This is a genomic window from Pseudomonas corrugata, from assembly GCF_050920615.1.
Lineage (GTDB): Bacteria > Pseudomonadota > Gammaproteobacteria > Pseudomonadales > Pseudomonadaceae > Aquipseudomonas > Aquipseudomonas corrugata.
This window is the reverse complement of sequence record NZ_CP130434.1, coordinates 3,984,852-4,006,589: the sequence shown is the minus strand read 5'-3', so window position 1 is coordinate 4,006,589 and position 21,738 is coordinate 3,984,852. Positions and strand designations below refer to the sequence as shown.

General features: G+C 63.4%; 2 protein-coding genes (1 of these 2 cut by a window edge). Both read left to right on the top strand.

The genetic code is table 11. From position 1 onward, the window contains the following. A protein-coding gene (locus QZH45_RS17645) for a non-ribosomal peptide synthase/polyketide synthase (RefSeq protein WP_432783467.1) crosses the window boundary here: on the top strand, nucleotides 1-8,584 show its end. The gene continues 20,468 nt to the left of window position 1, outside the view; 8,584 of the gene's 29,052 nt are visible here — the last part of the coding sequence; the start codon falls outside the window, past its left edge; the stop codon is at nucleotides 8,582-8,584. After that, nucleotides 8,581-21,738 carry a non-ribosomal peptide synthetase gene (locus QZH45_RS17640; protein WP_069018263.1) on the top strand — a complete coding sequence of 4,386 codons (13,158 nt, stop codon included), beginning with the start codon at nucleotides 8,581-8,583 and terminating at the stop codon, nucleotides 21,736-21,738. The genes QZH45_RS17645 and QZH45_RS17640 overlap by 4 nt, the downstream gene beginning before the upstream one ends.

The following is a 21,738-nucleotide window of genomic DNA, read 5'->3' as shown; positions in this document are numbered from 1 at the left end:
CAATTATCGGCATAGCGCGGTTGACGAGCATTCGAGCGAGACCCTGGCCGGTTGGGAAGGCATCGAGACCCTCGACATCGAAGAACGCACCAACTATCCGCTGAGCCTCTCGGTGGACGACCTGGGCGAAGGCTTCGGCCTGACGGCGCTGGCCGTACCGCAGATCGGCGCACAGCGGGTCTGTGTCTATATGAACGTCGCGCTGGAACATTTGGTGGAGGCCCTGGAGCAGGCACCGCAGACGCGATTGGACAGTCTGTCGATCTTGCCAGCGGCCGAGCGCCAACAGGCGGTGGCAGACTTCAACGCGACCACTCGCAGCTATCCACGGGACAGCACCGTCCATGGCCTGTTCGAAGCCCAGGTGCAGGCGCATCCCGATGCCGTTGCCGTTATCCATGCCGGGCAACACCTGACTTACCGCGAACTCAACGCCAGGGCCAACCGCCTGGCCCGTCATCTGATCGGCATGGGCACCCAACCGGGGGACAGCGTGGCCATCGGGTTGGCGCGTTCGATTGACCTGCTGGTCAGCCAGTTGGCCGTGCTCAAATGTGCTGCCGTCTACGTGCCGCTGGATGTCAACGCACCGGCCGAGCGCCAGCAGTTCATGGTCCAGGACAGTGGCGCACGGTTGGTGCTGACCCTGAGCACGATGGTTGTGCCTGAAGGTGTGCAACGGCTGAACCTGGATACCGTCGAGCTGGACGGGTCTGCCGATAACCTGGACCTGACCCAGAGCGCCGAGTCGGTTGCCTACATCATGTACACCTCCGGTTCCACCGGGATGCCGAAGGGCGTGCTGGTGCCGCATCGGGCGATCAACCGCTTGGTGATCAATAACGGTTATGCCGACTTCAACGAGCAGGACCGGGTGGCGTTTGCCTCCAACCCGGCGTTCGACGCCAGTACCCTCGACGTCTGGGCGCCGTTGCTCAACGGTGGTTGCGTGGTGGTGGTCGAGCAGGATGTGTTGCTGTCCCAGGAGCGCTTTGCGGCGTTGTTGACCGAGCAGTCGGTCAGCGTGCTGTGGATGACCGCCGGCCTGTTCCACCAGTACGCGGCGGGTTTGATGCCGGTGTTCAAGCAACTGCGTTACCTGATCGTGGGTGGCGATGTGCTGGATCCGGCGGTGATCGGTCGCGTCCTGAAAGATGGCGCACCGCAGCATCTGCTCAACGGCTATGGCCCGACGGAAGCCACGACGTTCACCACCACTTACGAAATCAAGACCGTGGGCGAGGGTGGTATCCCGATTGGTCATCCGATCGGCAACACCCGCGTCTATGTGCTGGATGCGAATCAGCAACCCGTGCCGGTGGGCGTGGCCGGCGAGCTGTACATCGGCGGTGACGGCGTAGCGAACGGCTACCTGAACCGTCCTGAACTGACCGCCGAGAAGTTCGTCGCCGACCCGTTCAGCGCCGATCCGGCGGCCTTGCTCTACCGCACTGGCGACCTGGCGCGCTGGCGTACCGACGGCGCCTTGGATTACCTGGGGCGTAACGATGATCAGGTGAAGATCCGTGGTTTCCGTATCGAACTGGGCGAAATCGAAGCCAGGCTGGGCCAATGTGCCGGCGTGAAAGATGCCGTGGTACTTGCGCGCCAGGACGACAACGGACCTAAACGCCTGGTGGGTTATGTGATCCCTGAAGAGGGTGTCACGTTGTCGGTGCACGAGCTGCGCAGCCAACTGGCGAGCACGCTGGCCGAGTATATGGTGCCCAGCGCCTTCGTCGTGTTGCCATCCTTCCCGCTGACCGCCAACGGCAAGCTGGACCGCCGTGCACTGCCGGCTCCGGACGCGGACGCCTACGCCAGCCGTGAATACGAAGCCCCGCAAGGCGAAGTGGAACAGACCCTGGCCCGGCTCTGGGCCGAGGTGCTCAAGGTCGAGCAGATCGGTCGTCACGATCACTTCTTCGAACTGGGCGGTCATTCGCTGCTGGCGGTGAACCTGATCGAGCGCATGCGCCAGGCCGGCCTGAGTGCCGATGTGCGGGTGCTGTTCAGCCAGCCGACCCTGGCGGCACTGGCGGCCGCCGTCGGCAGCGGCAGGGAAGTCGAGGTGCCGGCGAACCTCATCGAGTCCGGCTGTGGGCGCATCACCCCGGCCATGCTGCCGCTGGTGAGCCTCGACCAGGAGACGATCGACCTGATCGTCGCCACCGTTCCGGGGGGCGCGTCCAATGTGCAGGACATCTACCCGCTGGCGCCCTTGCAGGAAGGCATCCTTTATCACCATTTGGCCGCCGAACAGGGCGACCCCTATGTACTGCAGTCGCAGTTCGCCTTCGATAATCGTGAGCGTCTCGACGCGTTCGTCGAGGCGCTGCAGGTGGTAATCGACCGTCACGACATTCTGCGTACCAGCGTGGTCTGGGAAGGGCTGGACGAACCGGTGCAACTGGTCTGGCGCCAGGTGAAGCTGGAGCCGCAATACTTCCAGGCCGATGCCACGGCCGGCGATGTCGCCACGCAACTGGGGAGCCGCTTCGATGCTCGTCACTATCGCCTTGACCTGCGCCATGCACCGATGCTGCAACTGGTCTACGCCCAGGATGAAGCCCAGGATCGCTGGGTGGCGACCCTGCTGTTCCACCACATGGCGCTGGACCACACTGCGCTGGAAGTGGTGCAACACGAGATGCAGGCGCACTTGATCGGCGAGGCCGGGCAACTGACTGAAGCCGTGCCGTATCGCAACTACGTCGCCCAGGCCCGACTGGGTATGAGTGAGGCGGAGCACGAGGCGTTCTTCCGCGAGATGCTGGCTGACGTTGATGAGCCAACGCTGCCTTTCGGGTTGGCGCAGGTGCAGGGCGACGGACGCGGCATCGGGGAAGTGAGCGAAGCGCTCGGTCAAGCACTGAGTTTCCGTCTGCGGACCCAGGCCCGACTGCTCGGCGTGAGTGCCGCGAGCCTGGTCCATTTGGCTTGGGCCCAGGTCTTGAGCATGGCGACCGGGCAGAAAGAAGTGGTGTTCGGCACGGTATTGCTGGGCCGGATGCAGGGCGGCGAAGGAGCCGACCGTGCGCTGGGCATGTTCATCAATACCTTGCCGGTCTGTGTACCGGTAGATGGGCAAAGTGTGCGTGACGCGGTCCGCACGACCCACGGGCGGTTGACCGGGTTGTTGGGCCATGAGCATGCGTCCCTGGCGTTGGCCCAACGTTGCAGCGGCGTGGCTGCGCCAACCCCGCTGTTCAGCGCGCTTCTGAACTATAGGCACAGCGCGACTCAGGTGACTGACGAAGTGCTGTCGGCCTGGAGCGGCATGCAGATGCTGTCCAGCGAGGAACGGACCAACTATCCGCTGACATTGAACGTCGATGACCTGGGTGACGACTTCAGCCTGACGGTCCAGGTGGATGCGCAGCTCAGTGCCCAACGCATCAGTGGCTATATGCAGGTTGCCCTGCAAAGCCTGGTGGATGCCTTGGAGCACGCCCCGCAAACGCCGGTGCACAACCTGACGGTGTTGCCTGCGGCCGAGCGCCGGCAGTTGCTGGAGACCTGGAATGCTTCGGACGCGGTGTATGCCGATGATGCATTGATCCACGGGCAATTCGAGGCCTGGGCGGCGGCGCAACCCGACGCCGTGGCTGTGGTGTTCGAGGACCGCACGCTGACCTACGGCGAACTCAATGCCCGGGCCAACCAGCTTGCCCACCGGTTGCTGGCCCTGGGCATTCGTCCGGATGACCGGGTGGCGATCTGCGTCGAACGTGGCCTGGACATGATTGTCGGCCTGTTGGGCATCCTCAAGGCGGGTGCCGGTTATGTGCCGCTGGATCCGGCTTATCCTCAGGAGCGCCTGGCGTTCATGCTCGACGACTGCGCGCCGGTGGCATTGCTCACCCAGTCGCATCTGTTAGCTCATCTGCCCGGGCTGTCTGCCTCCGTATTGCTGCTCGATCAGCCTGAAACAGCGGGTATCGCGCAACAACCGCAGCACAACCCTGGTCTCGAGACGCTGACGTCCCGGCACTTGGCCTATGTGATCTACACCTCCGGTTCCACTGGTTTACCGAAAGGGGTAATGGTCGAGCATCGCAACGTCGCGCGACTGTTCTCGGCCACGCAACCATGGTTCGACTTCGGCCCGCATGACGTCTGGGCGTTGTTCCATTCCTTCGCCTTCGACTTCTCGGTCTGGGAAATCTGGGGCGCGCTGACCCATGGCGGTCGTTTGTTGGTGGTGCCGCAACTGGTCAGCCGTTCGCCACAGGACTGCTACGCACTGTTGTGCGAGGCGGGCGTCACGGTGCTGAACCAGACGCCAAGCGCGTTCCGCCAGTTGATCGGGGCCCAGGGCGAAAGCGACTTGAGCCACAGCCTGCGCCAGGTGATCTTCGGCGGCGAAGCATTGGAAACCGGCATTCTCAAGCCGTGGTACGCCCGGGCAATCAATGCCGGTACGCAACTGGTGAACATGTACGGCATCACCGAGACCACCGTGCACGTGACCTACCGTGCACTGTGCGCGGCGGATGCCCAACTGGTCGGCGTCAGCCCTATTGGCGGGCGTATTCCCGACCTGCAACTGTACGTGCTCGACGCGCGGCGCGAGCCGGTACCGGTCGGCGTAGTGGGTGAGATGTACGTCGGTGGTGCGGGCGTCAGCCGCGGTTACCTGAGCCGCGCCGAGCTGACCGCCGAGCGTTTCCTGAAGAACCCCTTCAGCAATGAGCCGAACGCACGGATGTACAAGACGGGCGACCTGGGTCGTTGGCTGGCCGATGGCAGCATCGAATACCTTGGCCGTAACGATGACCAGGTGAAGATCCGTGGTTTCCGTATCGAACTGGGCGAGATCGAAGCAGCGCTGGCGGCTTGCGAAGGGGTCAGCGAGGCGGTGGTCATCGCCCGCGAGGACGAGACGGGCGACAAGCGTCTGGTGGCCTACGTGATTGCCGGGGAAAATGCCCAACCGTCCGCGGCTGAACTGCGTACCCAGCTGCTGGGCTCGCTGGCGGACTACATGGTGCCGAGCGCCTTCGTGCTGCTGGAAGCTTTCCCGCTGACCACCAACGGCAAGCTGGACCGCAAGGCGTTGCCAGTCCCCGACCAGTCGTCGGTGGCAACCCGTGAATATGAAGCGCCGCAGGGAGCGGTCGAGACAATCATCGCCGCGCTATGGCAAGACTTGCTGGACCTGGAGCGGATCGGTCGCCATGACAACTTCTTCGAATTGGGCGGTCATTCGCTGCTGGCGGTGAAGTTGATCGAGCGCATGCGTCAGGTCGACCTGAGCGCCGACGTCCGGGTGTTGTTCGGTCAGCCGACCCTGGCTGCGTTGGCTGCGGCCGTGGGCGGTGTCCACGAAGTCGTGGTGCCGGCCAACCTCATTCCCGCTGGCTGCACGCGAATCACCCCGGACATGCTGCCCCTGGCCGACCTGGACCAGGACGCCATCGAGCGGATCGTTGCCACGGTGCCCGGCGGCGTCGCCAATGTGCAGGACATCTATGCCCTGGCGCCGTTGCAGGAAGGCATTCTGTATCACCATCTCGCCGCCGCCCAGGGCGATCCCTACCTGCAATATGTGATGTTCGGTTTCGACAGCTTCACGCGCCTGGAAAGTTTTGCCGAGGCGTTGCAAGCGGTCGTTGCCCGCCACGACATCCTGCGCACCGGTGTGGTCTGGGAAGGCCTGGCCGAGCCGGTGCAGGTAGTCTGGCGCGATGCTCGGTTGCAGGTCGAATCGGTGTCGCTGGATCCGGCGGCAGGCGATATCGCCATGCAACTGCACCAGCGTTTCGATCCGCGGCACTATCGCCTGGACATCCGCCAGGCGCCGCTGATGCGCATCGCTTATGCGCAAGACCCGGCGAACCAGCGCTGGGTGGCGATCCTACTGTTCCATCATTTGGTGGACGACGCGACGTCGCTGGCGGTGCTGTCTGCGGAAATCGAGGCGCACATGCTCGACGAGGGGCAGCACCTGTCGGCCTCTGTGCCGTATCGCAACTACGTGGCCCAGGCCCGCTTGGGCGTAAGCCCTGAGGCTCATGAAGCGTTCTTCCGTGACATGCTGGGTGACGTCGACGAACCGACGTTGCCGTTCGGCTTGCAGGATGTGCAAGGCGACGGCAGCGGCATTGAGGAACTTCGTCAGGACGTCGACGGCGACCTGAGCCGCCGGTTGCGGGCGCAGGCCCGTCAGCTGGGCGTGAGCGCCGCCAGCCTGTATCACCTGGTCTGGGCGCAGGTGCTGGGCCGTGTCTCGGGCAAGGACGACGTGGTATTCGGCACCGTGCTGGTCGGCCGGATGCAGGGCGGCGAGGGTGCCGACCGTGCATTGGGCATGTTCATCAATACCTTGCCGCTGCGGGTGAGCCTGGGGCAAACCGCTGTCGGTGCGGGCGTGAAAGCGACCCATGCGCGCTTGACCGCGTTGCTCGGTCATGAACATGCCTCGCTGACCCTGGCTCAGCGTTGCAGCGGCGTTGCGGCGCCGACGCCGTTGTTCAGTGCCTTGCTCAATTATCGCCACACTGGTGCGCTGACCTCGACCGAGGCGCTGTCGGCCTGGAACGGTATCCAGGTGCTCAGCGGCGAAGAACGCACCAACTACCCATTGACGTTGAACGTCGATGACCAGGGCGAGGCATTCAGCTTCACGGTCATGACCCCGGCACGCATTGGTGCGCAGCGCCTGTGCGGCTACGTGCAACAGACCCTGGAAAGTCTGATCGTGATGCTGGAGCAGACACCTGCAGCACCGTTGCACCAGTTGTCCATCCTGCCCCAAGACGAACGCCGCAAGCTGCTGCTGGAATTCAATGCCAACGAAGCCGAAGACCTGCAGCAATCGTTCATTCACGAGCTGTTCGAAGCCCAGGTACAACGCACGCCTGAGGCCGTGGCGGTGGTGCATGGCGAACAGCGCCTGAGTTATCGCGAGTTGAATGCCCGGGCCAATCGGTTGGCGCATTACCTGCACAAACAGGGCGTACAACCGGATTCCCGGGTGGCGATCTGTGTCGAACGGAGCGCGGACATGGTGGTCGGCCTGCTGGCGGTGCTCAAGGCAGGCGGTGGTTACGTACCGCTGGATCCGGCTTACCCGGCTGACCGTCTGGCCTACATGCTGGAGAACAGCACACCGATTGCTGCTCTCACGCAAGTCGGGACCAGGGGCCTGCTGTCCCACGGACCGGTGCCACTGATCGACCTGGATGCCGGCGCCTGGCAAGACGAACCGGAACACAACCCGCCAGCGACGGATCTGACACCAGACCACCTGGCCTACGTGATCTATACCTCTGGCTCCACCGGTTTGCCCAAGGGCGTGATGGTCGAACATCGCGGCCTGCGCAACCTGCTGGACTGGTACCTCGACGACCTGGCCTTCCATGCCGGCGATGCGGTGCTGCTGGCCTCGTCCTATAACTTCGACCTGACCCAGAAGAACATCCTCGCCCCGCTGATGGTCGGCGCCTCGTTGCACCTGGCCGAAGAACCGTTCAACCCGGGCGCCATCGTCGCCCAGGTCGCCGAGGCCGGGATTACCCACCTCAACATGTCCCCCAGCGCCTTCCACGCCCTGGTGGATGCCGACCGGCACGCGGCACTGGCCTGCCTGAAACGGGTGGTGCTGGGCGGCGAGCCGATCCAGGTCGCCATGCTGGAAAAACTGCCGCTGCCACGACCGGTGATCATCAACAGCTATGGGCCGACGGAGTGCAGTGACGTGGTTGCCTGGCACACTGTCGATACCAACCTGGACACCTACCGGAACCAGTCGATCCCCATCGGCCGGCCAATCCGCAACATGCAATTGCATGTGCTCGACAGCCACGGTCAGTTGCTGCCAATGGGCGTGCCCGGTGAGATCCACATCGGCGGCGTCGGCGTGGCGCGTGGTTACCTCAACCTGCCGCAACTCAGCGCCGAACGTTTCATTGACGACCCGTTCAGCAAGCGGGCCGGGGCCCGCCTGTACAAGACCGGCGACATCGGTCGCTGGCTGCCGGACGGCACCCTGCAATACCTGGGACGCAACGACGATCAGGTGAAAATCCGTGGTTTCCGTATTGAACTCGGGGAAATCGAAGCCAGGCTCGCCCAGCATGAGGTGGTGAAGGAGGCGGTGGTGCTGGTCCGTGAAGAGGTGCCGGGCGATAAACGCCTGGTAGCGTGGTTCATTGCCTGTTCGCCGGACGAAACGACGGACATCGAGGCGTTGCGTGCGTACCTGCTGGCACACCTGCCGGCCCACATGGTGCCGATGGCCTACGTACGCCTCGACGCGCTGCCGCTGAACCCCAACGGCAAGCTCGACCGCAAGGCACTGCCGGCACCGGATCTGACGTCAGTCATCACCCGCGATTACGAAGCCCCTGTCGGTGAAACCGAAATCAATCTGGCCCGCTTGTGGGCCGAGGTCCTCAACGTGGAACGCGTTGGTCGTCACGATCATTTCTTCGAGCTGGGCGGGCACTCCTTGCTGGCCGTCAGCCTGATGGAGCGGATGCGCCAGGAGGGCATGGAAGCAGATGTACGGACGCTGTTCGAGCAGCCCACGCTCTCGGAATACGCGGCAACGACAGAAAAAATGGAGATTGTCCTGTGAGTGTGATCGAACTGTTGGCGACATTAAAAGAAAAAGACGTGCAGCTTTCGGTCAACGGCGATCAGCTCGTTGTACGGGGCCGGAAACAGTCATTGAAGGAGCCGACTGTGCTGGCCTTGTTGCGAGAGCATAAGGCTAAATTGATCGAGTTGATCAACAGCGGGGAGTACGACGCCGGCAGGGCCGGTGAGGTCGACGTTCCAGCCAATGCAATTCCTGTCGATTGCGCTCGGATCACCCCAGAGATGCTGCCGCTGGTCACGCTGGATCAGCCGACCCTCGATCGCATTGTCGCCACGGTGCCGGGCGGGGCGGCCAACGTGCAGGATATCTATCCGCTGGCACCCTTGCAGGAAGGGATTCTCTATCATCACCTGACCGCGACCCAAGGCGATCCCTATGTCCTGCAGGCGCATTTCAGCATCAGCAATCGCGAGCGTCTGTCGGACTTTGTCGATGCCCTGCAACACGTGATCGATCGCCATGACATCCTGCGCACGGCCATCGTCCGCGAGAATCTGGAGGCACCGCTCCAGGTGGTCTGGCGCCAGGCTCGACTGGGCGTCAAGGACATCAGCGCCGAGCTGGCCGAGGGCGACGTCCTTACGCAACTGCAAGCCCGTTTCGACCCTCGTCACTATCGCCTGGATCTCAGCCAGGCACCGCTGCTGTTGCTGGTGTGTGCCGAGGACCCCGCCAACCAGCGCTGGGTCGCCATGCTGTTGTTCCACCACATGGCTCTGGACCATGCCGCATTGGCGGTCGTGCAGAACGAAATGCAAGCCTGGTTGATGGGACAGGCCGGGCAATTGCAGCCGGCTATCCCTTACCGTAACTATGTGGCGCGAACCCGCCAGGCGGGTCAGCGCCAGGCCGATGAGGCGTTCTTCAGCAAGATGCTGGGTGATCTGGATGAGCCGACCTTGCCGTTCGGCCAGCAGGATGTGCTGGGCGACGGCAGCGCCATCGAAGAGCACCATCAACCGCTGAGCCAGGAGCTCAGTCGCCGGGTGCGGATGCAGTCGCGTCAGCTCGGGGTCAGCGCGGCAAGCATCTTCCATCTGGCCTGGGCCCAGGTGCTGGGCTGCGTCTCGGGGCGTGAAGATGTGGTGTTCGGTACCGTGATGCTGGGGCGCATGCAGGCCGGTGAAAGCCTGAGCCGGGCATTGGGCATGTTCATCAACACCTTGCCGCTGCGGGTGGGCGTGGGCGCGCAGAGTGTGTGCGACGGGGTGAAAAGCACCCATGGCTGGCTGAGTGCCTTGCTCAGTCATGAATATGCCTCCCTGGCCCTGGCACAACGGTGCAGCGGCGTGGCGGCACCGGCGCCGCTGTTCAGCGCACTGTTGAACTACCGCCACAGCGCGGGTGCGGACCAGGTTCCCGGGCCGGAAGTGCTCCAGGCCTGGGAGGGTATTGAAGCCCTGAGCGCGCAGGAGCGGACCAACTATCCGCTGATCCTCTCGGTGGATGATTTCTCCGATGACTTTGCCTTGGAGGTGCAGGCGAGCGGGCAGATCGGTGCACAACGCATCTGCAATTACATGCAGGCGGCGCTTGAGTACTTGATCACCGCACTGGAATGCGCTCCGGAGTCACTGCTCAACGACCTGTCGGTGCTGCCGCAGGAGGAGCGCGAGCGAGTCTTGCAGTCATTCAACCACACCGATCGCGCTTATCCGCAGGCGCAAACGGTTCATGCCTTGTTTCAGGCGCAGGCGCAGGCCCGTCCGGATGCGCTGGCGGCAGTACAGGCAGGACAGACCCTGACCTACCGTGAACTGAATACCAAAGCCGATGGCTTGGCCCGGCATCTGATTGACCTCGGTGTGCGGCCCCAGGATACGGTGGCCATCGTGCTGCCGCGCTCGCTGGACCTGTTGATCAGTCAACTGGCGATCCTCAAGTGCGCGGCGGTCTACCTGCCGCTGGACGTCAATGCACCCGCGGAGCGCCAGCAGTTCATGCTGCAGGACAGTCGGGCCGTGCTGGTGTTGACCCACGGTACCGAGAGCCTGGCCGATGGCGTGCGGCGGGTGGATCTCGATAGCCTCGACCTGGAGGGACTGCCGGCTTGGGACGGGGCGCCGCCGCAGTCGAGCGAAGCACCGGCCTATATCATGTACACCTCCGGCTCCACTGGCACACCGAAAGGCGTGCTGGTGCCGCACCGGGCCATTTCCCGGCTGGTCATCAACAACGGCTATGCCGACTTCAACGAGCAGGATCGCGTGGCGTTCGCTTCGAACCCGGCTTTCGACGCCAGCACCCTGGAAGTCTGGGCACCGTTGCTCAATGGCGGTTGTGTGATTGTGGTGGAGCAGGACGTATTGCTGTCCCAGGAACGGCTGCCAACGTTCCTGCTTGAACAGTCGGTCAATGTGTTGTGGATGACTGCGGGGCTGTTTCACCAGTACGCCGCCAGCCTGATGGCAGTGTTCCGGCAACTGCGCTATCTGATCGTCGGCGGCGATGTGCTGGATCCGACCGTGATTGGCCGCGTCCTGGAACACGGCGCACCGCAGCATCTGCTCAACGGCTACGGACCAACGGAAGCCACCACTTTCTCGACCACCTACGAAATCAAGTCGGCCGGCGCAGGCAGCATTCCGATTGGTCGTCCGATCGGCAACACTCGGGTCTACCTGTTGGACTCCCGGCATCGGCCCGTGCCCCACGGTGTGACCGGTGAGCTGTATATCGCCGGCCTGGGTGTTGCAAACGGCTATTTGAACCGGCCGGAGCTGACCGCCGAGAAGTTCATCCCTGATCCGTTCAACCCACAGGCCTTGATGTACCGCACCGGCGACCTGGGACGCTATTTGCCGGACGGCAACATCGAATACCTGGGCCGGAACGATGGTCAAGTGAAAATCCGCGGGTTCCGCATCGAACCGGGAGAGATCGAAGCCCGGCTGGCTCAACATGAGATCGTAAAAGACGCGGCGGTACTGGTTCGCGAAGACGTGCCGGGGGAAAAGCGCCTGGTCGCCTATTTCACCTTGCATCTGCCCCACGACACAGTAGATATCGAAGCGTTGCGCGTGCATGTGCAAAGCCGCTTGCCGGACTACATGGTACCGGCTGCCTATGTGCGCCTCGATGCCTTGCCACTGACCGCCAATGGCAAGCTCGATCGCAAGGCCTTGCCGATGCCGGATCAGGCGTCGATCCTGACGCGCGGTTATGAGGCGCCCGTGGGCGAAACCGAAACCCTCCTGGCGAAGTTGTGGACGCAGATCCTCAATGTCGAGCGGGTGGGGCGTCACGATCACTTTTTCGAACTGGGCGGTCACTCCCTGCTGGCGGTCAACCTGATCGAGCAGATGCGCCAGGTCGGCTTGAGCGCCGATGTACGGGTGTTGTTCGGCCAACCGACCCTCGCGGCACTGGCCGCGGCGGTGGGCAGCGGCAATGAAGTCCTGGTGCCGGCCAACGGTATCGTTCCCGGTTGTCAACGGATTACCCCGGACATGTTGCCCCTGGCCACGTTGACCCAGGATGCCATCGACTGCATCGTTGCAACGGTGCCGGGTGGTGCGGACAACGTGCAGGACATCTACCCGCTGGCCCCCCTGCAGGACGGCATTCTCTATCATCATCTCTCGGCGCAACAGGGTGATCCCTATGTACTGCAGGCGCTGTTCGCGTTCCAGGACAAGCCGCGCCTGGATGCCTTCGCGCAAGCATTGCAGGGCGTGATCGATCGCCACGACATTCTGCGCACTTCGGTGCTTTGGGAGGGGTTGGAGCAGCCGATGCAGGTGGTCTGGCGCAAGGCTTTACTGAGCGTCGAGCCGTTCGATATAGAAGTATCGGATGCCGACGTCTTGGCCCAGCTGCATTCACGTTTCGATTCCCGTCATCATCGCCTCGACATCCGCCAGGCTCCGCTGATGTGTCTGCGATTTGCCCATGACCCGCTCAACGAGCGCTGGGTGGCGATGCTGCTGTTCCACCATATAGCCCTGGACCACACCGCGTTGGACGTGGTGCAGCAGGAAATGCAGATGCACCTGCTCGGGCGGCAAGACCAATTGCCGGCAGCGATGCCGTACCGCAACTACGTGGCCCAGGCGCGCCTGGGCGTGAGCGAGGCACAGCACGAGGCGTTTTTCCAGGAAATGCTCGGTGATGTCGATGAGCCGACGCTGCCTCTCGGTTTGCAGCAGGTACAGGGTGACGGTCGCGGCATCGAGGAAGCGCGGCTCGCAGTGGATGCCGATTTGAGTCGTCGTCTGCGGACCCAGGCGCGGCGGATGGGCGTGAGCGCAGCCAGCCTTCATCACCTGGCCTGGGCGCAGGTGCTGGGGCGCCTGTCCGGGCGCGAGGATGTGGTGTTCGGCACCGTACTGATGGGGCGGATGCAGAGCGGCGAAGGCGCCGACCGGGCCCTGGGCATGTTCATCAACACCTTGCCGCTGCGGGTGATGCTGCATGAGCAGGGCGTGGAGGCCGGGGTCAAGGCCGTCCATGGGCGGCTGAGTGCATTGCTTGCTCATGAACACGCTTCGCTGGCCCTGGCCCAGCGTTGCAGCCGCGTGGCGGCTCCGGCGCCGCTGTTCAGTGCCTTGCTGAACTATCGGCACAGTGCCCCCGGCGTCATCTCGGCGGATGCCACTGCAGCCTGGCAGGGCATGGACACCCTGGACAGCGAAGAACGCACGAATTATCCGCTGGCGCTGTCGGTGGACGACCTGGGCGATGGCTTCTCCCTGAGCACCCTGGTGTTGCAAGGCGTTGGCGCAAGCCGCATCTGCGCGTACATGCACACCGCACTCGATCAATTGGTGCAGGCGCTGGAGCAAGATTCGCAAACCCCACTCTACCGTCTTGATATCCTGCCGCAGATTGAGCGTCAGCAGTTGCTGGTGGACTTCAACGCTACCCGGCGCGTCTATCCTCAGGACCAGACCGTGCTGGCGCTGTTCGAGGCCCGGGCGGCACGACTGCCGCAGACAACTGCGGTGGTGCATGGACAGCGGCAAGTGACTTATGGGGAACTGAACGCGCAAGCGAACCGCCTGGCCCATCACTTGATCGGTCTTGGTGTGCGACCGGACGACTGTGTGGCGATCCTGTTGCCGCGCTCGATCGATCTGCTGACCAGCCAGTTGGCCATTCTCAAGTGCGCGGCGGCCTATGTCCCGCTGGACCGCAATGCTTCGCTTGAGCGGCAGGGGTTCATGCTCGCCGATTGCCGGGCGTCTTTCGTGTTAACGTCCAGCCGCGAGCAGGTACCCGAGGGCGCGAGCCGCGTCGACCTGGACACGTTGGAGCCGCAAGGGGCCATCGACAATCCAGGGCTGGAACAGTCCAGCGAGTCGATTGCCTACATCATGTACACCTCGGGTTCCACGGGACAGCCCAAGGGCGTGCTGGTGCCGCACCGGGCAATCAATCGGCTGGTGATCAACAACGGCTATGCCGATTTCAATGAGCACGACCGGATCGCCTTTGCCTCCAACCCGGCGTTCGACGCCAGCACCATGGACGTCTGGGGCGCGCTGCTCAACGGCGGACAGGTGGTGGTGATCGACCATGAAACCCTGCTTGAGCCGGCACGCTTTGCCCAGGTGCTGAGTGAGTCGGGGGCCACCGTGTTGTTCGTGACCACGGCGATCTTCAATCAGTATGTGCAGCTGATTCCCGAGGCCATGGCTGGTTTGCGCATCCTGCTGTGCGGTGGCGAACGGGCCGATGTGGCGTCGTTCCGGCGCCTGCTGAGCCTGGCGCCGGCGTTGCGCCTGGTGCATTGCTATGGCCCGACTGAAACCACCACCTACGCCACTACGCTGGAAGTGAAGGCGGTGGCCGAAGACGCGCAGAGCGTGCCGATTGGCGGACCGATCTCCAATACCCAGGTGTATGTGCTCAATGCACGCCAGCAACTGGCCCCCCTGGGTGTCATCGGCGAAATCTACATCGGCGGCAAAGGCGTGGCGAAGGGGTACCTGAATCGTCCCGACCTGACCGCGGAGAAGTTCATAGCCGACCCGTTCAGCGACGAACCTGGTGCCTTGCTGTACCGCACGGGGGACCTGGGCCGTTGGCTGCCGGAAGGCAGCCTGGAATGCCTGGGACGCAACGACGACCAGGTGAAGATCCGCGGTTTCCGTATCGAACTGGGTGAAATCGAAGCCAGGCTCGTCACCTGCGAGGGCGTGAAGGACGCCGTGGTGATGGTGCGGGCCGACGAGTCGGGCGAGAAGCGCCTGGTCGCCTATGTCGTGGCGCAGCCGCAGGTCGCGCTGACCGTGGCCGGACTGCGGGAGCAACTGTCCACTGCCTTGGCCGAATACATGGTGCCCGGCGCGTTCGTGATATTGCCGGCCTTCCCCCTGACGCTCAACGGCAAGGTGGACCGCAAGTCGCTGCCCGCGCCGCACGCCGAGGACTACGCGAGCGAAGCCTACGAGGCGCCGCAGGGAGAGATCGAACAGACCCTGGCCGGCTTGTGGGCGGAGCTGTTGAAGGTGGAACGGGTCGGCCGCCACGATCATTTCTTCGAACTGGGCGGTCATTCGCTGCTGGCGATGAGATTGATCGAGCGGATGCGCCAGGCCGGTCTGTCGGTGGATGTGCGCGACCTGTTCAGCCGACCGACGCTACGGGCGTTGGCCGCTGCGGTGGGTGGGCATCGTGATGTGGTCGTGCCGGCCAGCGCCATTGTCGAAGGTTGCGAGCGGATCACGCCGGACATGTTGCCGCTGGCCGTTCTGAGCCAGGACGCCATCGATCGAATCGTGGCGAGCGTGCCGGGCGGTGCGGGCAATATCCAGGACATCTACCCGCTGGCGCCGTTGCAGGAAGGCATTCTGTATCACCATCTGACCGCGAACAGCGGTGATCCCTACGTGCTGCAGACGCTGTTCGGTTTTGACGGCCGCGCCCGTCTGGACAGCTTTGCCCAGGCGTTGCAGCAGGTGATCGATCGCCATGACATCCTCAGGACATCGATGGCCTGGGAGGGGCTCGACGAACCGATGCAGGTCGTGTGGCGTCGGGCACAACTCATCTGCGAGGCATTCGAACCGGATGTTCACGGCGCAGAGGTGGTTGCACAGCTGTATGAGCGTTTCGATGCCCGTCAGTATCGGCTGAATTTGTGCCAGGCGCCGCTGCTGCGCCTGGTGTACGCGGAAGATGTCGCCAACCAGCGCTGGGTGGCGATGTTGTTGTTCCATCATTCGGTGCTGGACCATACCGCGCTGGAGGTGCTGGAGCGGGAAATGCAGGCCCACCTGCTCGGCAGGGCCGATCAACTGGGCGCTGCGGTACCTTATCGCAATTACGTGGCCCAGGCGCGCCTCGGGGTCAGCCAGGAGGAGCACGAAGCGTTCTTCCGCGACATGCTTGGCGATATCGATGAACCGACGCTGCCGTTCGGTCTGCGCGATGTGCAGGGTGACGGTAACGGCGTGGAGGAGGTCAGGCTGGCGTTGGAGATGGGGCTGTGCCGGCGTCTTCGCGGCCAGGCGCGTCAGTTGGGTGTCAGCGCGGCGAGCCTGATGCACTTGGCCTGGGCACAGGTGCTGGGCCGTGTCAGCGGACGCGACGAAGTGGTGTTCGGCACGGTGCTGCTGGGTCGGATGCAAGGCGGAGAGGGCGCCGATCATGCGTTGGGCATGTTCATCAATACCCTGCCGTTGCGGGTGAGCCTGGTGGGGGGCAATGTGCGGGAGGGTGTGAGAACCACCCATCAACGGCTCACCGCACTGCTCGGTCATGAGCACGCTCCGCTGGCGCTGGCCCAGCGTTGCAGTGGCGTGGTGGCACCGACGCCGCTGTTCAGTTCCATGCTCAATTATCGCCATTGCTCGGTCGAAGTCACCGCGCAGATGGTGTCGGCGTGGCAGGGTATCGAGTCCATCGGCGGTGAGGAGCGTACCAACTACCCGTTGACGCTGGCCGTGGATGATGAGGGCGAAGGGTTCAGCCTGGTGGTGCAGGTGGCGCGCGGAATCGGTGCGCAACGCATCGGTGAGTACATGCAAACCACCCTCGAAAGCCTTGTAGCCGCACTGGGGCAAGCTCCCGAGACGCCGCTGTATGAAATTGAGAGCATGCCGGCGGTTGAACGCCAGCACCTGCTGGAAGCGTTCAATGCGACGGCCGTCGACTACCCGCAAGGCCTGACCCTGCACGGCCTGTTTGAGGCACAGGTGGCAGCGTCCGCAGAGGCGGTCGCCGTGGTGTTCGAAGAGCAGCAACTGAGCTACACGCAACTGAACGGCCGCGCCAATCAGATTGCCCATCGCTTGCTGGAACTGGGCATTCGCCCGGATGACCGCGTGGCGATTTGCATGGACCGCAGCACGGACATGGTCGCAGCGCTGCTGGGCATTCTGAAATCGGGCGCCGCCTACGTGCCGCTCGACCCGGATTACCCGGCCGACCGTTTGGCCTACATGCTGGAAAACAGCGCCCCGGCCGTGGTGCTGATCCAACGCGCCTTGCAGGCGAGTTTGCCGGCGACCGCTGCCAGGGTGATGGTGCTCGAAGACGAAGACTTCGCCACGCAACCGACCAGCAATCCGCAGGTCGCGGACTTGCATGCCAGCCATTTGGCCTACGTCATCTACACCTCCGGCTCCACCGGTCTGCCCAAGGGCGTGATGAACGAGCATGGCGCGGTGGTCAACCGCCTGCTGTGGATGCAGGACGCCTATACGCTGGTCGCGGCGGACGCGGTGCTGCAGAAGACTCCGTTCAGCTTCGACGTGTCGGTGTGGGAATTCTTCTGGCCGCTGTTCACCGGTGCCCGGCTGGTGATGGCGCGTCCGGGCGGGCATCGCGATCCGGCGTACCTGCGCGAAGTGATCCAGACCCAAGGCATCACCACGCTGCACTTCGTGCCGTCGATGCTGGATGTGTTCCTGGCCCATGGTGAGGCTGGCGAGTGCGAGGGGTTGCGTCAGGTGATGTGCAGTGGCGAAGCCTTGCCGGGCCATCTGGTGCGGCGCTTCAAGGCGCAATTGCCACGAACGTCTTTGCACAACCTGTATGGCCCGACCGAAGCGGCCGTCGACGTGACGGCCTGGGACTGCTCCGGCGCCGAGACACCGGACAGCACGCCGATCGGCAAACCGATCGCCAATACTCGGATCTACCTGCTCGACGCCCATGGTCAACCGGTGCCCATGGGCGTGGCCGGGGAGATCTACATTGGTGGCGTCCAGGTGGCGCGGGGGTACCTGCACCGCGCGGAACTGACGGCGGAGCGTTTCCTCGACGACCCGTTCAGTGAGCGGCCGAATGCCCGGATGTACCGCACCGGCGACCTGGGTCGTTACCTGGCGGATGGCAACATTGATTACCTGGGGCGTAACGACGATCAGGTGAAGATCCGCGGGTTCCGTATCGAGCTGGGCGAGATCGAGGCCAAGCTTGCCCGGCACGAGGCGATCAAGGAAGCCGTGGTGCTGGCTCGCGAAGACGTGCCGGGGGCCAAGCGTCTGGTGGCGTACTTCACCGTGCACGGTGACGAGTTCAACATCGAGATCGAAAGCCTGCGTGCCCAGTTGCAAGCCCAACTGCCGGAATACATGGTGCCGGCGGCCTATGTGCGGCTTGATGCATTGCCGCTGACGCCGAATGGCAAGCTGAATCGCAAGGCACTGCCGGCGCCGGACCAGGCCTCGGTAATTACCCGTGAATACGAAGCGCCGCTCGGTGAAGTCGAAGTCACCATTGCCGGAATCTGGCAGGATTTGCTGGGCCTGGAGCGGATCGGTCGCCACGACAACTTCTTCGAATTGGGCGGTCATTCGCTGCTGGCGGTGAAAATGATCGAACGCATGCGCCAGGCCGGTTTGAGCGCCGATGTGCGCGTGCTGTTCGGCCAGCCGACATTGGCTGCATTGGCCGCTGCGGTTGGTACGTGCACGGACGTCGTGGTGCCGGTCAACCGGATCCCGCACGGCTGTTCGCGGATCACCCCCGCCATGTTGCCCCTGGCCGATCTGGACCAGGAGGCCATTGACCGGATCGTGGCCACGGTGCCCGGCGGCGTCGTCAACGTGCAGGATATCTACGCCCTGGCGCCATTGCAGGAGGGCATCCTGTACCACCATCTCGCTGCCGCCCAGGGCGACCCCTACCTGCAATATGTGATGTTCGGTTTCGACAATTTCACCCGCCTGGAGGCGTTTGCCCAAGCGTTGCAAGCGGTTGTTGCTCGTCACGATATTCTGCGTACCGGTGTGGTCTGGGAAGGCCTGGCGGAGCCAGTACAGGTGGTCTGGCGTAACGCAGAGCTGGGTGTGGAAGCGGTACCGCTGGACCCGGCGGCAGGCGATATCGCTGGGCAACTGCATCAGCGCTTCGACCCGCGGCACTACCGCCTGGACGTGCGCACGGCTCCGATGATGCGGATTGCCTATGCGCAAGACCCGGTGAACCAGCGCTGGGTGGGCATCCTGCTGTTCCATCACCTGGTGGACGATGCCACCTCCCTGGCTGTGCTGGCGGCGGAAATCGAGACGCACATGCTCGGGCAGGCACAGCGCTTGCCAACATCGGTGCCGTACCGCAACTACGTAGCCCAGGCCCGCTTGGGTGTCAGCCGCGAAGCCCATGAACAGTTCTTCCGCGACATGCTTGGCGACATCGACGAGCCGACGCTGCCGTTCGGCTTGCAGGATGTGCAAGGCGACGGCAGCGGCATTGAAGAGCTTCGCCAGGACGTCGATGCCGATCTGAGTCGACGGGTGCGAGCGCAGGCCCGTCAACTGGGCGTGAGCGCCGCCAGCCTGTATCACCTGGTCTGGGCGCAGGTGCTGGGCAAGGTGTCGGGCAAGGACGACGTGGTGTTCGGTACCGTGCTGGTCGGCCGGATGCAGGGTGGCGAGGGTGCCGACCGTGCATTGGGCATGTTCATCAACACCTTGCCGCTGCGGGTGAGCCTGGGGCAAACCACTGTTGGTGCGGGTGTGAAAGCGACTCACGCACGCTTGACCGCGTTGCTTGGCCATGAGCACGCCTCGTTGGCCCTGGCGCAGCGTTGCAGTGGCGTGGAGGCGCCGACGCCGTTGTTCAGTGCGTTGCTCAACTATCGTCATACCGGGACAACGGCCTCGACCGAGGCGTTGTCGGCCTGGGAGGGCATCCAGATACTCAGTGGCGAGGAGCGCACCAACTATCCGCTGACCTTGAATGTCGATGACCAGGGCGAGGCGTTCAGCTTCACGGTCATGACCCCGGTACAGATGGGCGCACAACGCATCTGCGGTTATGTGCAGCAGGCGTTGCAAGGCCTGATCCGAATGCTCGAGCAGACACCGGAGGCGCCACTTCACGATCTGCCGATACTGCCGGCGTTGGAGCGCGAGCAGTTGCTGGTGACGTTCAACGCCACTGACGCCGAGTACCCGCTGGAACAGACCGTTCACGGATTGTTCGAGGAGCAGGTGCAGCGCACGCCGGATGCGCTGGCGGTGCTGCATGGCGGGCAGCGCCTGAGCTATCGCGAGCTGAACGAGCAAGCCAACCGCTTGGCGCATTACCTGCGCGGGCAGGGCGTACAGCCGGATTCGCGAGTGGCGATCTGCGTCGAGCGTGGTATCGACATGGTCGTGGGCTTGTTGGCGATCTTGAAGGCGGGCGGTGGTTACGTGCCGCTGGATCCGGCGTATCCGGCGGATCGGATTGCCTACATGCTGGTGGACAGTGCGCCGGCGGTGGTGCTGGCTCAGGCGGCAACGGTTGGGTTGCTGGCCGATGCAGCGATGCCGGTGATCGACCTCGGTAGCGGGCTGTGGCAGGACGAGTCCGTCTCGAATCCGCAGGTACCTGGGCTGACCTCGGCGCATCTGGCCTACGTGATCTACACCTCCGGTTCCACCGGCTTGCCGAAAGGGGTGATGATCGAACACCGCAACACGGTGAACTTCCTGACTTGGGCCCATCGGTCGTTCGATGCGCAAACCCTGTCGAAAACCCTGTTCTCGACGTCGCTGAACTTCGACCTGGCCGTGTACGAATGCTTTGCGCCGTTGACTAGCGGCGGCAGCATCGAGGTGGTCACTAATGTGCTGGAACTGCAACACGGTGAACATGACATCACCTTGATCAACACCGTGCCGTCGGCGCTCAAGGCGTTGCTGGAATCCGGTGGGCTGGGTGAGGGCGTCGATACAGTCAACGTGGCCGGCGAAGCGCTCAAGCGCAGTCTGGTGGAAACGCTCTTCGAACAGACTTCAGTCAAGCGTCTGTGCAACCTCTACGGTCCTTCGGAAACCACGACGTACTCCAGCTGGGTATCGATGGCTCGCGAAGATGGGTTTGTCGCGCATATTGGCAAACCGGTCGCCAACACCCAGTTCTACTTGCTGGATGAGCATAAGCAGCCGGTGCCGTTGGGCGTGCCGGGGGAAATCTACATCGGTGGCGCGGGTGTCGCCCGTGGTTATCTCAACCGTGATGACCTGACGGCTGAACGCTTCCTGAAAGATCCATTCAGTGCCGTTCAAAACGCCCGCATGTACAAGACCGGCGACCTCGGCCGCTACCTGCCGGACGGCAACATCGAATACCTGGGCCGTAACGACGACCAGGTGAAGATCCGGGGTTTCCGCATCGAACTGGGTGAGATCGAAGCGAAGCTCGCTCAATACGACGCTGTGAAAGAAACGGTGGTGCTGGCCCGTGAAGACGTTCCGGGCGACAAACGCCTGGTGGCCTATTTCACTCAATCGGAAGCGGTGGATATCGAGGTTCTGCGCAGCTATCTGCAAGCGCAACTGCCGGCCTACATGGTCCCCATGGCCTACGTGCACCTCGATGAACTGCCCCTGACCCCCAACGGCAAACTCGACCGCAAGGCCTTGCCGGCACCCGATAGCAGCGCGTTTTTCCTGCGTCTTTATGAAGCCCCCATGGGTGACACCGAGATGAAGCTTGCCGCGCTGTGGGCCGAGTTGCTGAAGGTCGAGCGCGTTGGTCGCCATGACCATTTCTTTGAACTGGGCGGACACTCGTTGTTGGCCGTGGCGCTGATCGAACGCATGCGCAAGGAAGGCATGGAGGCCGATGTCCGTGTGTTGTTCGGTCAGCCGACGCTGGCGTTGGTGGCCGCGGCGGTGGGGCAGGTACAACGCATCGAAGTGCCCGAGACGAAGATTCCGGCGCTCACGCGTCAGCGACGCATCTGA